This window comes from Carboxylicivirga linearis, assembly GCF_018271995.1.
Classification (GTDB): Bacteria; Bacteroidota; Bacteroidia; order Bacteroidales; family Marinilabiliaceae; genus Carboxylicivirga; species Carboxylicivirga linearis.
Map to the genome: position 1 here is coordinate 265,184 of NZ_JAGUCO010000002.1, position 15,477 is coordinate 280,660.

Below are 15,477 nucleotides of genomic sequence, written 5' to 3' on the forward strand. Positions count from 1 at the left end.
TAAAATACAATGAAACAAGTATCAGTAGGAGTAGATATAGGTGGTACTAACTCAGCCATTGGAGTTGTAGATGAAAATGGTCATGTACTGGCAAAAGATAATATCAAAACACCTGATCATGGTGATATTAAGCAATATATCGAAGATTTATCTACGGCTATTCGTAATTTAATCAATAATGCCAAGCTTATTAATGAAAATATTGAGGTATTAGGAATTGGCATAGGTGCACCTAACGGTAACTATTATAATGGAACCATTGAATATGCTCCCAATCTTTCGTTTGAAGGTATTGTACCTTTAGCTGATTTATTAAAGACACGTTTTGAGGATTTAAAAGTGGTGGCTTTAACCAATGACGCCAATGCAGCCGCAATAGGTGAGATGATTTATGGCGGTGCAAAAAACATGAAGAACTTTGTGATGTTTACTCTGGGTACCGGAGTAGGTTCTGGTTTAGTTGTAAACGGAGACTTGGTTTATGGTGCTGATGGTTTTGCCGGTGAGTGTGGACATACAACCTTAGTTGCTGGTGGTAGATTATGTGGATGTGGTGCCTTAGGACACTTAGAAGCATATTGCTCAGCCCCCGGAATGAAACGTACAGCTTTTGAACTAATCGCTAAATATAATGCTACAGATAGTTTACTGGCAGATAAGTCATTTAAGGAATTAAATTCAAAAATGATTTATGATGCAGCAGTGGAAGGAGATAAAGTAGCAAAAGAAGTTTTTGAACTGACCGGTCACTATCTTGGACAAGGCATTGCTGATACAGTTCACCATTTAAGTCCGGAAGCCGTATTTTTGTTCGGAGGCCCTACAGCTGCTGGTGATTTAATCTTTAATCCTACCATCAAGAGTATGGAAGATCATTTACTACCTATCTTTAAGGATAAAATTAAAATATTACCTTCTGAATTAAATGCAGGTGATGCAGCTATAGTTGGCGCCAGTGCCTTAGTTTGGAAAGAGATAGAATAGAAGTTAAGTTTTAAAATAAGAGAACCTCCGCTAAATTTAGTGGAGGTTTTTTTGTGTATTAATATTTAGGTAATAAATTTTAACTAATTTTGACACCTGAAATACACTATATAACATAATTAATGAGTAAAAAAGCTGATATTTACCAGGGAGCCATGGAGCTTTTTGTAGCAAAAGGATTTACTGCTTCAGTTAACGAATTAATCGAACGTATTGGTATTGCAAAAGGAACGTTGTATCATCATATTTCAGGTAAGGATCAATTGATTGTTGACATTTATAAGCAATTGATGTTTGAAATTGAAGAAAAGTGTGTTGATTCTTTTTCCTCAGAAGATCCGAAAGAAGATTCTAAACGTGTGTTTAGTAAAATTGTTAAATGGTTTATCAGCAATCCAACCAAGTTTTACTACATTAATATTTTCGAGACAAGTCCTTATATAAAAGTGCATTTTGGTCGGGTGGAAGACACTCTGGAAGGTCCTCGAAAAAATATAATGAAGAAAGTAAATATGGGGGTACTTAAAGGGTATAAAACCGATATGATTGCTTATTTTGATTTTGCTTTTACCAGAGCAATGGCAAATTACTTTCTGGCTTTACCAAAACCAATTAAAAGTTTTAAAGAAGAATTCGATGAAGCTTTTGACTTATATTGGGATGGTGTTGCACGCAAACAGTTGGGTTAACCACCTTCTTCACCAAAATAATTTATTCTTATATGAGTATCATTAGGTTATATTGTTGATAAATATAACTCAATTGTTAATTTCTTTTAAATGACAAAATGGCAATTTAAATTAAATTAACACAATTTTAACCTTTAGAAAACCGACCATTCGGTTCAAGAATTGACCTTTGCAGCGTAACTTAACTAAATCCAAGATAAAACTTTAATTAGTTGTATAGTAGCTAATTGTAATTTATAAATAACGACAATAATACATTATACACGTTTATTAATTTAACGACTAATTTTTATCTATCATGAAAAAAAAGCTATTCAGCGTTTTTGCAGGGCTTTTCGCATTAGGTCTTAGTACGGGAGTATTGGCTCAGGGAAAAGTTACCGGTTTGGTTGTTGATGCTGACACACAGGAACCTCTAATAGGAGCTGCTGTGTATATGCAAGACAACAAAGGTGTTGGTACTGTTACTCAATTGGATGGAACATTCCAATTGGAAATTGCAGACAGTAAGGTAACACTTGTTTTCGACTACCTGGGTTATATTAATCTGGAAAAATCGGTTGCTGTCGCAGGAGATGTTGATTTAGGAACTATTGAGCTTAAATCTTCATCCGTTGGTATTGTTGAAGTATCGGTTATTGCTAATGTAGCCGTGCAAAGAAAAACACCTGTGGCATTATCTTCTATTAAACCTCAATTAATTGAAGAAAAACTAGGAACTCAGGAATTTCCTGAAATATTGAAATCAACCCCTGGGATTTATGCTACTAAGCAAGGTGGTGGTTTCGGTGATTCCCGCATTAATGTTCGTGGTTTCGATATGAATAACACGGCTGTTATGATTAACGGTATTCCTGTTAACGACATGGAAAACGGATGGGTTTACTGGAGTAATTGGGCCGGTCTATCAGAAGTTACCCGTAGTATGCAGGTTCAAAGAGGTCTTGGAGCTTCAAAATTATCAATTGGTTCAGTGGGAGGTACAATTAATGTGCTTACAAAAACAACAGATGCCGAGAAAGGTGGTAGTGCTTTTGTGGGTATTGGAAATGATGGATACTTTAAAAGATCATTCACTGTATCAACTGGGTTAACAGATAATGATTGGGCTGTTACATTTTCCGGAGCGCATACCACCGGACAAGGATGGGTTGATGCAACTCAATTTGATAGTTGGTCATACTTTTTAAGTATTTCAAAACGTTGGGATAATCAAATCTTATCTTTTACAGTATTTGGTGCGCCTCAAACTCATGGACAAAGATCAAGCAGGCAGTATATTACAGATATGCAAGATCCAAACAAAGGATTGAAATACAACCCTGATTGGGGATATTTAAATGGTGAAACATATAATTTAAGAACCAATTTCTATCATAAGCCTCAAATGTCATTAAACCACTATTGGACAATTAGTGACAAAACAATGCTTTCAACATCGGCTTATGCCTCATTTGGTACAGGCGGTGGAACTGGTAATTATGGTTCTGAAGGAAATAAATTTTACGATTACATAAAAGATGGTCAAATTGACTTTGACAGAATTGTAGATGAAAATATTGCTAATGGTGGAGGTGGTTCGACAGCCATACTTCGTTCATCACGTAATGATCATACATGGATAGGTCTTTTATCTAATTTACAGCATAAATTAACCGAAAATTTGGAAATTAGTGGAGGTATTGATCTAAGATATTATAAAGGTGAGCACTTTAGAGAAGTGACTGATTTATTAGGAGGTGAGTTTGTTTTGTCAGATGATGATGTAAATAATCCTAATAAAATTGCTCGTACCGGAGATAAAATCGGATATTACAATGATGGATTAGTTTCATGGCAGGGAGTTTTTGCTCAGGCTGAATATACATTAAACGATTTGAATGTATTCGTTTCAGGTGCTTTTAATAACATGGGACAAAAACGTATTGATTATTTCTCATATACTCCTGACGAGCAAGAAACAGATTGGGTAAATCACCAAGGATTTGTAGTAAAAGGTGGTGCTAACTACAATATTGATGAACATCACAATGTATTTGGTAATTTAGGATATTTTGAAAGAACTCCATTCTTTGATAATGTATTTGTAAGTAATTCAAATGAAATTAATGAAGGAGCGAAGAACGAAAAAACAATGGCTTTTGAAATCGGATATGGATATAAAAGCCGCATTTTTTCTGCTAATATTAACGCATACTACACTAACTGGAAAGATAAATTCTTCCGTTTAACCAGATACACGAATAGTGGAGATCCTATATATGCCAATATATCTGGTGTAAATGCTTTACACAAAGGTATTGAAGCTGACTTTGTATTTAAACCTATTAGAAACATGGTTATTAGAGGTATGGCTTCATTGGGAGACTGGAGATGGCAAAATAACCTAACTGATGTGCCAATTTTTGATGATAATCAAAATGTTATTGATGAAGTAAGTTTATATATTAAAGATCTAAAGGTAGCTGATGCGGCACAAACTACTGCTGCTATAGGTATTGACTACACCGTATTAGAAGGGTTGAAGGTTGGAATGGACTATGTTTATAATGCTAATATTTATGCTGCTTTTGATCCGACTGGTCGTGGTGACGAAAATGAAGCTGGTGTTCAACCATGGGAAATGCCTGATTATGGTTTAGTTGATGCTAATGTAAACTATAGATTCAAAATCGGACAGCTTGATGCTACCGTTTACGGTAATATTAATAACATTTTTAATACCGAATATATCTCAGATGCGAACGATGGTTCAGGTCATAACTGGCAATCAGCATTGGTATATTATGGTTTTGGTCGCACATGGTCAACTGGTTTAAGAGTTAACTTTTAATAAAGGAAAGGGAACAAAAGATGAAAAAGATAATATTTCTTTTAGCAATAGTATTGGGATTATTACATGTTGCATGTGACCCAATGGAAGATATCAAAGAAGAGATCGAAGATATTCAGGATATGCAAGATGAGCGCGATCGTTTCTATAGTGAACTTGAAGCTGCTCCGGAAGCATACACATTAACTGATGAGGATTATGAATTGTCAAGCAATGATGATGTTGCTAATTACAAAAACTTTTCAGCAAATGCATTACCAAAAGACTTTTTACCAGAGATTTTAATACAAAAATTCTATGGTGAAAATGCTCAAGCTATGATGATTACCTATGACTATTACGAACGTCCAACAGTTGATGAAGATGGTGCTCGTGAGATTAGTGAAGATGAATACGCTGAAATGGGTAATAATTACGGTAGTTTTTCAGATGAAGATGAAGCTGAATATTTGATTGGAAAACTTCTTGATCGAAAAGAGTATGCTGATGAATCAGGAGTTGAAATGACTGTTTCATATATTTTATATTCTACTGGTGAAACCAGATATGTTAAAGTAAATGCAGACTTTTCTACAGAATTACTTGATTATGCATCGGATGCTATTGAAGTTACTGAAGATCAATATGAATCTTTAGGAAATGGAAGATACAACAACTTTGATGATATTGATCAGGCTCAAGAGAGATTAGCTTTATTGGCTGAGACAGAAGGGACAGCTCCAATTACTTATTCTTGTGTTGTGTACAGAAATTATATCAATACATATGTGGTGTATATGTACAATGGAAGTAACTGGATTGTTAAACAAAGTGTTATGGCTGTATCTGAAGAGTTAAACTTTGCTTTGGATGAAGATAATATCCGCAATAGTTACTGGTGGGCTGATCCAGCAATAAAAATCACTTTGGGTACTGAAGATTACAATTTGTTTGATGAAACGTCGTATTACCAAAACTTTGATTTAAGAAGTGGTAATACTCCTGGTACTGATAGAAGCTTACTTGTTGAAATGGTTGGTGAGATGTTAGATACTAACTATAGCGCAGTTGAAGATCAACAGTATTTAGTTACTTATGCGTATTATGACGGAAGTAATGGTTCTACAACTATTCGTGTTATTAAAACAGGTGGTGTTTGGGCTGAATATTCGGATGAAGAATAATCTTTATAAATAATTAATAAAAATAGCTGCTTCAAATTATTTTGAGGCAGCTATTTTTGTATAAAATTGGATCAACCAAAATATTAAATACCAAAGCATGAGATTATTTAAAATATTAAGCTGTTTTATAATATGTTTGTTCGTTAGTTGTGATTCTTTGGTGGTTGAAAATGAACATCATAAACCATACTTACTTGTTGTTTCATTAGATGGTTTCAGATGGGATTACCAGGATTTGTACAACACTCCGTTTTTAGATTCAATTGAAAAGGTAGGGGCAAAGGCTAAATCATTACAACCCTCATTTCCTAGTAAAACATTTCCTAATCACTATTCAATAGCAACTGGATTATATCCCGACCATCATGGTTTGGTTGCAAATTCTTTTTATTCGAAAAAATATGCTGATTTTTATAAGGTCAGGGATAGAGAAAAGGTTCAGGATGGCAACTACTACGGCGGAGAACCGATTTGGGTAACAGTAGAAAAGAATGGTATAAAATCGGCAAGTTATTTTTGGGTTGGAACAGAGGCTGATGTTCAAGGCATAAGACCAACTTATTGGAAGCAATATGATTCTGCAATTGGTTATTCAGCTCGTATCGATTCGGTTGTATCCTGGTTGAACCTCCCTTATAATCAACGACCTCATTTGTGTATGCTTTATTTTGATGAACCTGATGGTGTTGGACATAATTATGGACCAGAATCTGATTCAACAAGAATAATGGTGAATAGATTGGATGCCTACCTTTCAGAATTAACAAATAAGATAAATGATATTGGTATTAAGGATTCAATTGATATTATCATATTGTCTGATCACGGTATGGGAGCAATAAATGATGAAAGAAAGGTAGTAATTAACCAAATTATTGATACTGCCCAAGTGAATTATATTACAGGAAGTAATCCTTTTTACTTATTAGATGCAAAAGAACCATTTATAAAGAAAATAAAAAATGAGTTAAATTGTATACCGGGTATTCAGGCTTGGGAGAAAGATAGTGTGCCGGATTATTTACACTATGGAACGAACAAAAATATTGCATCGCTGATTGTGGTAGCCGATAGTGCATATAGCATTGTTGCAGATCCTACTGATATGGTTATTGGAGGAACACATGGTTATGATCCGACGAATAAAGATATGCATGGTATTTTTTATGCTTTTGGCCCGTCATTTAAAAATGGATATGCTTCAGAAACATTTGAAAATATTCAAATTTATGAGTTAATGTGCCATATTCTTGGTGTAAGAGCTGTTGATAATGACGGAGATTTAAAAGTGACTGAAGATTTATTGAAATGACAATATTCTATCAATAAAAAAGCCGCAATTGAATAAATTGCGGCTTTTATATGCTCTTAAAAAGAATTATTTCTTTTCCTTTTCTTTCTTTAGTTGAACTATCTCAGTCACTATTTTTTCTTCTTTTGTATCGTAATCAACCTTAATAATATCGCCTTCTGAAACAGATGCTTGAATAATTACTTCAGCCATTTCATCTTCCAGATACTTTTGAATAGCACGTTTTAGCGGACGGGCACCATATTGAACGTCGTAGCCTTTGGTAACAATAAAATCTTTGGCTTCATCGGTTAATTCCAGTTTATAACCCAATGACTCAACACGACTATACAAACCTTTTAATTCAATATCAATAATTTTATGGATATCGTCTTTACTTAGATTGTTGAAAGTAATTACATCATCAATACGGTTTATAAATTCAGGTGCAAACGCCTTTTTAAGGGCTTTTTCAATCACCCCTTTGGCATGATCTGAGTCTGTTTGCTTACCACCTGGAGTAAATCCAACACCGCGACCAAAATCTTTTAATTCTCTGGTTCCAATATTAGATGTCATGATGATAATGGTATTTTTAAAGTCCACCTTACGACCTAAACTATCAGTCAGGCGACCTTCATCCATTACCTGTAATAATAAATTAAATACATCGGGGTGAGCTTTTTCTATCTCATCCAATAGCACTACTGCATACGGACGGCGACGCACTTTTTCAGTCAACTGACCACCTTCTTCGTAACCAACGTACCCCGGAGGCGCTCCAACCAAGCGTGATACGGAGAATTTCTCCATGTATTCACTCATGTCAATACGAATTAGCGCATCTGTAGTGTCAAACAAATATTTAGCCAGTACTTTAGCCAAATGCGTTTTACCCACACCGGTAGGGCCAAGGAATACAAATGAACCAATTGGACGATTAGGATCTTTTAAACCAGCTCTGTTACGCTGAATTGCTTTTACAATCTTCACAATTGCATCATCCTGACCAATAACGCTTCCGTTTAATTCTTTGCCCATCTTAAGTAGGCGGAATCCTTCAGCCTGAGCAACACGCTGCACCGGAATACCAGTCATCATAGCAACCACTTCGGCAACTTTTTCTTCATCTACCGTTTCGCGATGCTGCATCAGTTCTTCTTCCCACTTGCTTTTAGCTTCTTCAAGCTCATCTTGCAAACTTTTTTCTTTATCACGGAAGCTGGCAGCCAATTCAAAATTCTGTGCTTTAACAGCCTTTATTTTGTTGTCTTTTATTTCTTCAATTTGTTCCTCAATCTTTAAAATTGTTTCCGGAACCACAATATTAGAAATGTGTACTCTTGATCCAGCTTCATCCAAGGCGTCAATAGCCTTATCGGGCAAATGACGATCAGAAATGTAACGCTCAGTAAGTTTTACGCAGGCTTCAATAGCCTCAGGATCGTAATTAACGTTGTGATGATCTTCGTATTTTTCCTTGATATTATTAAGTATCTCAACGGTTTCTTCAATACTGGTTGGTTCCACCATTACTTTTTGGAAACGACGCTCTAAAGCACCATCTTTTTCAATATGCTGACGATATTCGTCGAGTGTGGTAGCTCCAATACATTGAATTTCACCTCTTGCCAGTGCCGGTTTAAGCATGTTAGCAGCGTCTAATGAACCTGTTGCACCACCAGCACCAACAATGGTGTGTATCTCATCAATAAATAAGATAACATTAGGGTTGCGACTTAGCTCATTTAGTATAGCTTTCATTCTTTCTTCAAACTGGCCACGATACTTTGTACCTGCAACGATTGATGCTAAATCAAGCGTCACAACACGTTTATCAAAAAGTACACGAGATACTTTTTTCTCGTTAATGCGTAGAGCTAAACCTTCGGCAATGGCAGATTTACCAACACCTGGTTCTCCAATTAATATTGGATTGTTCTTCTTTCTGCGACTTAATATCTGTGCCAGGCGCTCAATTTCGTTCTCGCGTCCAACAATAGGATCCAAACGTCCTTCTTCTGCAGCTTTGGTAATGTCAATTCCAAAATTGTCTAATACAGGAGTGTCTGAATTGCTTTTCGATCCCGATTTTGAGGATTCGCTACCTGATCCGGAGCTGGAAAAAGAGGCTTCCTGATCGTCATCTTCAGGATAGTCTGCTTTAGCCTGTGGCTTTTGGTTTTCCAGCATTTGCTTAATTTTTTGATAATGAATATTTTCTTCAGCCATAATTTCCCAAATTACACTGCTCTTTTCTTTCAATAGAGCAATTAATAAATGTCCAGTGTTAATTTTATCGCTTTTCAGCGCTTTGGCTTCCAAATGAACAAGTTTTAAAACCCGTTCAGTGGATTTAAGTAAGGGTAGGTGTTCAGATTGAATAGGTTCATCACCCTTTAAATGTTTTTCTATACCTTTTCTGATGCGCATAGTATCTGCACTCAGCTGATGCAACAGTTCAATGGCCTTGCCCTGACCTTCGCGAAGAATTCCCAGCATTAAATGCTCAGGCGAAATAAAATGGTTTCCCAATCTTTCGGCTTCTTCTTTACTGTACGCTATAACATCTTTTATACGTGGCGAAAAGTTTAAGTCCATATATTGTCTTCGTATTATCTGTTATAAAATAACAACCGTTACGCAGTCTTGTTTACAATCGAAATAATGAATTTACGAAATCTGATTTATCTTTCAAAAATAGCATAAAACATTTAATGCTCCTATAGTGATTAACTTGTTAGTAAAAGTAGGTTTTTTCGTTTTTTGGTCTTGATAAAAAAACTTAAATTAGTCCGTTCAAAAAATGGCCCTTAAAAGCCATTTTTTATTGTAGTTAGATATTAAAAAAGTTTATTATAAATGACTGAAGGAGAGAAAATAATTAAAATAAACATTGAGGAGGAGATGAAATCGGCCTACATCGATTATTCGATGTCGGTTATTGTTTCTCGTGCCTTACCAGATGTGCGGGACGGTATGAAGCCTGTTCATCGTCGTGTTTTATTTGGTATGAGCGAACTCGGTGTTGCCTCAAACAAACCTTATAAAAAGTCTGCCAGAATTGTGGGAGAGGTGTTAGGTAAATTTCACCCTCACGGCGATTCATCAGTTTATTTTGCCATGGTTCGTATGGCTCAGGATTGGTCATTACGTTATCCTCTGGTTGACGGACAGGGTAACTTTGGTTCTGTAGACGGTGATAGTCCGGCTGCAATGCGTTATACAGAGGCCCGATTAAATCGTTTAGCCGAAGAAATGTTGGTCGACATTGAAAAAAATACGGTTGATTTTCAGCTAAACTTTGATGATACCATTAAAGAACCAACAGTTCTGCCAACTCGTATTCCTAACCTTTTAGTAAATGGTGCTTCGGGTATTGCTGTAGGTATGGCAACTAATATGCCTCCGCATAACCTAAAAGACACGATTGAAGCTACAATTGCATACATTAATAATAATGATATTGAAATTGAAGAGCTTATCGACATTATTAAAGCACCAGATTTTCCTACCGGAGGTACCATCTATGGATACCAGGGAGTAAAAGATGCATATAATACAGGTAAAGGGAGAGTGGTAATGCGTGCCAAGTCTGATATTGAAACGGACAGCAATGGACGCGAAAAAATTATCATAAACGAAATACCATACCTTGTTAATAAGGCGGAATTAATTATGAAGATTGCCGACCTTGTTAATGAGAAAAAAATTGAAGGTATATCAAATGTTAACGATGAGTCTGACCGTAATGGAATGCGCATTGTTATTGATTTGAAGAGAGATGCCATTGCTAATGTTGTGTTGAATCACCTATATAAAAACACAGCCTTACAATCTTCATTCGGGGTAAATAATATTGCTCTGGTTAATGGTCGTCCTCAGTTATTAAATCTAAAAGGACTTATTCAGGCTTTTGTTGAGCATCGTCATGATGTGGTTACACGTCGTACTCAGTATTTATTAGATCAAGCTGAAAAACGTGCTCATATTCTTGAAGGATTGATTATTGCAAGTGATAATATTGATGAAGTAATCAAAATTATCCGTGCTGCTCAAACTCCTGATGAAGCTCGTGAAAACTTAATTAACAGGTTTGAATTGACTGATATTCAGGCTCGTGCGATTGTTGAAATGCGGTTACGCCAGTTAACCGGACTGGAACAAGATAAGCTACGTGCCGAATATGAAGAATTGATGAAAGAAATTGCGCATTTGAAAGAAATTCTTGAGAATTTTGAGATGCGTATGGATATCATTAAGGAAGAGTTGGAAGAAGTATCAGCTAAATTTGGTGATGACCGACGTACTGACATCGTTTATAGTTCTGAAGAGTTTAATCCTGAAGATTTCTATGCCGATGATGAAATGATTATTACTATTTCGCATTTGGGCTACATCAAACGTACTCCGCTGGCTGAATTTAAAACTCAAAACAGAGGAGGAGTTGGTTCAAAAGGATCCACTACCCGCGATGAAGACTTTATAGAGTATATCTACCCGGCATCAATGCACAATACCATGATGTTCTTCACTAAAAAAGGAAGATGTTTCTGGTTGAAGGTGTATGAAATTCCGGAAGGAACAAAAGCATCTAAAGGTAGAGCTATTCAAAACCTATTGAATATTGACCCGGATGATAAGGTAAAAGCCTTTATAAAGGTTAAAAAACTGAATGATGAAGAGTATGTTAACTCGCATTACATCATCATGGGTACCAAAAAAGGTATCGTTAAAAAATCACTTCTGAAAGATTATTCTCGTCCTCGTGTTAATGGTGTTAATGCAATTACCATTAAAGAAAATGATGAGTTACTTCAGGCCCGATTGACTTCCGGAACCACTGAAATTTTAATGGCAAGCCGTTCGGGTAGAGCTATTCGTTTTAACGAAACTCAGGTTAGATGTATCGGTCGTACAGGAGCCGGAGTTCGAGGAATAACGCTTGGTTCAGAGCATGACGAAGTAGTTGGCATGATATGTGTAAAAGATATAGAAGCAGAGGATGTCCTTGTTGTTTCTGAAAAAGGTTTCGGAAAACGTTCCAAAACTGAAGAGTACCGTGTTACCAATCGAGGTGGAAAAGGTGTGAAAGCCATGAAAATTTCGGATAAAACAGGGGAACTTATTACAATTAAAAACGTAACAGACGACAATGATCTGATGATTATTAATCGTTCAGGAATTGCCATTCGTTTGTCAGTTGCAGATATGAGAGTTACAGGTCGTGCCACTCAAGGTGTTCGATTAATTAATCTATCTAAAAAGCAAGACGAAATTGCATCTGTTGCGAAAGTAAATTCAGAAGAATTAGAAGAAGATAAATTGGAAGAAGGTGAAGATATTGAAGGAGAAACTCCAACTATCGAATCTTCTGAAAATGAAGAAACAAACGAATAGATTTTTATTTACAATTACTATTATAGACAATAAACTAAAACTTTTTTGAAATGAAAAGAGTCGCGCTATTGACATTGTTAGTATTAGGTATTACTACTGCATTTGCCCAAAAAGGTAAAGTGGCCGCTGCTAGTCAATTCCTAACAACAAATGACTTAGACAAAGCTAAAGAGGCTATTGATTTGGCATTAGAGCATGAAAAATCAATAGGCTGGCCAAAAACGTATATCGTTGCCGCTAAGGTATATACTGAGAAATATAAGAGTGGGAAGGATATAGAGGATATGAAAAAAGCTGTTACTTATTACAAAAAAGCATTGGAATTAGATGCTAAAGGTAATGAGAAAGGCAAGCAAAAAGGAAAATACGAAAAGGAGATTCAATTGGCATTGACCATGTTTAAACCTGATTTGACCAATGCAGGTATTGATGGTTTTAATACGGAAAATTTTGATGCTGCTTTATTTGCTTTTGAAAGTGTATTAGACGTTAATGCTCTTCCTATTATGGAAGAAGAAGGTGTTGATACAGCTATTGTATATAACTGTGCTTTAGCTGCCTATAACGCTAATAATTGGGAAAAATCAGAAGAGTATTTCAATAAGTCAATTGACTTGAATTATGGTGGCGGTGATGCAGTATTATTGCTTCACCAGGTATATCAAACAACCGAAGATTCAGTTAAGATGGGTGAAAACCTTAAAAAAGGTTTTGAAACTTACCCTGAAGATGATAGAATCTTAACTACATTAATTCAATACTATTTGGATAGCAAGCAAAATGAAGAAGCATTGGAATATTTGAATACTGCTATCGCTTCTGATCAAAGTAATCCTGCCTTTTATTATGCAAGAGGTGTTTTATTTGAAAAAATTGATCAAGAAAAAGCAATTGCTGATTACAATAAGTGTTTAGATCTAGATCCTGAGAACTTTAATGCTTTGTATAATTTAGGTGTTGTATATTATAATAAGGGTGTTGAACAACAGAATGTTGCCAATGATAAAACAACAACTAAAGAATATGAAGCTGCTTTAAAAATTGCCAATGAACATTGGGAAAAAGCTCTTCCTTATATGGAAAAAGCTTTAGAAGTTCAACCTGGAGAAGGTGCTGTTTTAGAGACTTTAAAAGGTTTATACTATCGATTTGAGAAAATGGATAAGTATAACGAAGTGAATGAGCAATTAAAAGCATTAGGTAAGTAATCCTAAAAGAAAAGTATAAAGAATAGCCGGTGTATTTCCGGCTATTTTTATATGTACATAAATAACATAATATCAAATATAAGACACGAGTCTAAATTCTAATACAGTAGTTTAAAAAGTAATACAAAAAAGTCCAATGAATAATTCCATTGGACTTTTTTATTCTATTGATGTATTAAAAATTTCTATGTGATGATCCATAATACGATTGTGGACATTGATAAGCTTGTGTTCCTTTACAAGAAGAAAAAATTAATACAAACATTACTGATGCAATTAAAACAATTGCTTTTAATGATAATCTCTTAAACATTGAATCTGGTTTTAAATTAAAAAAGTTGTTTTCCGGGATGTTTGATTAAAACCATATTAATATCTACAAGAGATATTTAATTAATATATCAATTCGTTAATTGAGATTCTATACATGTACTTAACAATAATTAAAGAAGAATGAATCAATTTATTTATACATCCTTTAACTTTATATGTAATTATTCGATTCAAAATAAATTAATCTGCAATGCGAAAATATTGAAAATTTAGAATGACAGAAAGAATCGTTATGAAATTTGATCTAATAAATTACCTGAGGACGTTTTCTGGAGGAAGCCAATGTTTGATCCATATCAAATAAATTGTAGCCGGGCCATTCATCAACCTTTGTTAATCCACGTTCCATAATGCGAGTAATATCTGAAGCTAACGCAGGACCTTTCCAGTTCCCTGTATTTGTTACAAATACATATGAAATACCATCATCACGACGAACCATTAATGCAGAAGTTCCAGCTAATGTTCCTGTGCGTACCCAAGCATTAGATTTTATTCTTCGCCAACCTAACGGACTATAACCTGGTCTTGTTGGCGTTGTCATTATTTCTACACTTTCCTTATTTAACATATCAGGAAATGTATTAAATCCATCAACAGATAACATTAACTTCATTAAGTCTGTTGATGAAGCAATCCATCCACCTGCAGCTCCTAAAGTGTGCATATCATTGCCACCATATGTACGTAAGACTTGTTCGCCAGTACCGGTGTAATCATCAACATAAAAAGTTAATTCAGGCTCGTAATAAATAACTTCAGCCTCGGCTCTCTCGTTTCTATGACTTCCACCAATCTTCATGTCGTATATTCCTAATGGATATAAAACATTGGTTTGTATATATTTTTCATATTCAATGCCAGATACTTTAGAAATTACCTGACCTAAGATCATAAAACCAAGATTAGAATAATAAGAAGACTGACCTGGTGTAAAATGAAGTCGTTTATCTAAAACAAATCTGATGATATCAGACTCATTGATTGGTAGTGATTTATGTAACTTTCTGGCAATAATAGTTGGCATAAACATCTGGTCTCCCCAACGGGTTGTCCAACCTCCGCTATGCTCCATTAAATGACGTACAGTAATATCTTCAACGCGCTTATCTTTGTAATCAAGATAAATGGAATCATTTAAAATACCATCCGGTCCAAAAACCTTATCATCAAGTGTAAGTTGACCGGATTCATATAATTTCATTACACCAATAGCTGTAACAAGTTTTGATACACTGGCAACCCTGAATAAGTTATAAGGTTCAACCATATCATGTGCATCTTTGTCGGCATATCCAAAACCTTTGGCATATACTAACTCACCATCTTTGGCTACAGCCACAGATGCTCCTACAATATGTTCGCGGCGAATAAATCTGTTGACTTGTTTCTCTAGATAGCTAAATTCTTCATTATCAGAATAAAAGCTACTCAAACGAAAGGAGGTGGGTTTATTGTTTGGGGGCGTAAAATCACTACCAAATGAATCAGACATTGGATAGAAAAAAGTAGTACTCCCCCACAATATTGCTCCGACTACTACTGCTATGGATGTTTTCAGTAATAATCTCATTAA

9 protein-coding genes are annotated in these 15,477 nt (G+C 35.3%); 7 read left to right on the top strand and 2 right to left on the bottom strand.

Annotated features, from left to right (window positions below; genetic code table 11):
* The first annotated feature begins 9 nt into the window (after positions 1 to 9).
* The 5 genes from KEM10_RS04490 (at position 10) to KEM10_RS04510 (ending at position 6,981) form a co-directional block, all read left to right on the top strand.
* On the top strand, positions 10 to 984 hold the full coding sequence (locus KEM10_RS04490) for an ROK family protein (RefSeq protein ID WP_212214041.1): 975 nt from the start codon (positions 10 to 12) through the stop codon (positions 982 to 984).
* Between the two features lie 122 nt (positions 985 to 1,106).
* On the top strand, positions 1,107 to 1,673 hold the full coding sequence (locus tag KEM10_RS04495) for a TetR/AcrR family transcriptional regulator (RefSeq protein WP_212214044.1): 567 nt from the start codon (positions 1,107 to 1,109) through the stop codon (positions 1,671 to 1,673).
* 298 nt (positions 1,674 to 1,971) lie between these two features.
* The gene (locus KEM10_RS04500) at positions 1,972 to 4,506 is read left to right on the top strand and encodes a TonB-dependent receptor (RefSeq protein ID WP_212214048.1); all 2,535 of its coding nucleotides are present in this window, start codon (positions 1,972 to 1,974) and stop codon (positions 4,504 to 4,506) included.
* 20 nt (positions 4,507 to 4,526) lie between these two features.
* Positions 4,527 to 5,669, top strand: a complete 1,143-nt coding sequence (locus tag KEM10_RS04505; RefSeq protein ID WP_212214051.1) for a hypothetical protein — start codon at positions 4,527 to 4,529, stop codon at positions 5,667 to 5,669.
* Positions 5,670 to 5,766: 97 nt separating this feature from the next.
* The gene (locus KEM10_RS04510; RefSeq protein WP_212214052.1) at positions 5,767 to 6,981 is read left to right on the top strand and encodes an alkaline phosphatase family protein; all 1,215 of its coding nucleotides are present in this window, start codon (positions 5,767 to 5,769) and stop codon (positions 6,979 to 6,981) included.
* Positions 6,982 to 7,047: 66 nt separating this feature from the next.
* On the opposite strand, the gene KEM10_RS04515 is transcribed toward KEM10_RS04510, so the two are convergent.
* The gene (locus KEM10_RS04515; protein ID WP_212214053.1) at positions 7,048 to 9,561 is read right to left on the bottom strand and encodes an ATP-dependent Clp protease ATP-binding subunit; all 2,514 of its coding nucleotides are present in this window, start codon (positions 9,559 to 9,561) and stop codon (positions 7,048 to 7,050) included.
* 261 nt (positions 9,562 to 9,822) lie between these two features.
* On the opposite strand from KEM10_RS04515, the gene gyrA reads away from it, so the two are divergent.
* Positions 9,823 to 12,360 (top strand): DNA gyrase subunit A, encoded by a 2,538-nt coding sequence (gene gyrA / locus KEM10_RS04520; RefSeq protein WP_212214054.1) that lies wholly within the window; start codon positions 9,823 to 9,825, stop codon positions 12,358 to 12,360.
* Positions 12,361 to 12,410: 50 nt separating this feature from the next.
* On the top strand, positions 12,411 to 13,568 hold the full coding sequence (locus tag KEM10_RS04525) for a tetratricopeptide repeat protein (protein ID WP_212214055.1): 1,158 nt from the start codon (positions 12,411 to 12,413) through the stop codon (positions 13,566 to 13,568).
* Between the two features lie 577 nt (positions 13,569 to 14,145).
* On the opposite strand, the gene KEM10_RS04530 is transcribed toward KEM10_RS04525, so the two are convergent.
* Entirely contained in the window at positions 14,146 to 15,474 is a 1,329-nt protein-coding gene (locus tag KEM10_RS04530; RefSeq protein WP_244825553.1) for a serine hydrolase domain-containing protein, read from the bottom strand.
* Positions 15,475 to 15,477 lie beyond the last annotated feature (3 nt).

Excerpts from the sequence above, each read along its gene's own strand:
- KEM10_RS04490 (WP_212214041.1), top strand. The coding sequence starts at position 10 with ATGAAACAAGTATCAGTAGGAGTAGATATAGGTGGTACTAACTCAGCC.
- KEM10_RS04495 (WP_212214044.1), top strand. The coding sequence starts at position 1,107 with ATGAGTAAAAAAGCTGATATTTACCAGGGAGCCATGGAGCTTTTTGTA.
- KEM10_RS04500 (WP_212214048.1), top strand. The coding sequence starts at position 1,972 with ATGAAAAAAAAGCTATTCAGCGTTTTTGCAGGGCTTTTCGCATTAGGT.
- KEM10_RS04505 (WP_212214051.1), top strand. The coding sequence starts at position 4,527 with ATGAAAAAGATAATATTTCTTTTAGCAATAGTATTGGGATTATTACAT.
- KEM10_RS04510 (WP_212214052.1), top strand. The coding sequence starts at position 5,767 with ATGAGATTATTTAAAATATTAAGCTGTTTTATAATATGTTTGTTCGTT.
- KEM10_RS04515 (WP_212214053.1), bottom strand. The coding sequence starts at position 9,561 with ATGGACTTAAACTTTTCGCCACGTATAAAAGATGTTATAGCGTACAGT.
- gyrA (WP_212214054.1), top strand. The coding sequence starts at position 9,823 with ATGACTGAAGGAGAGAAAATAATTAAAATAAACATTGAGGAGGAGATG.
- KEM10_RS04525 (WP_212214055.1), top strand. The coding sequence starts at position 12,411 with ATGAAAAGAGTCGCGCTATTGACATTGTTAGTATTAGGTATTACTACT.
- KEM10_RS04530 (WP_244825553.1), bottom strand. The coding sequence starts at position 15,474 with ATGAGATTATTACTGAAAACATCCATAGCAGTAGTAGTCGGAGCAATA.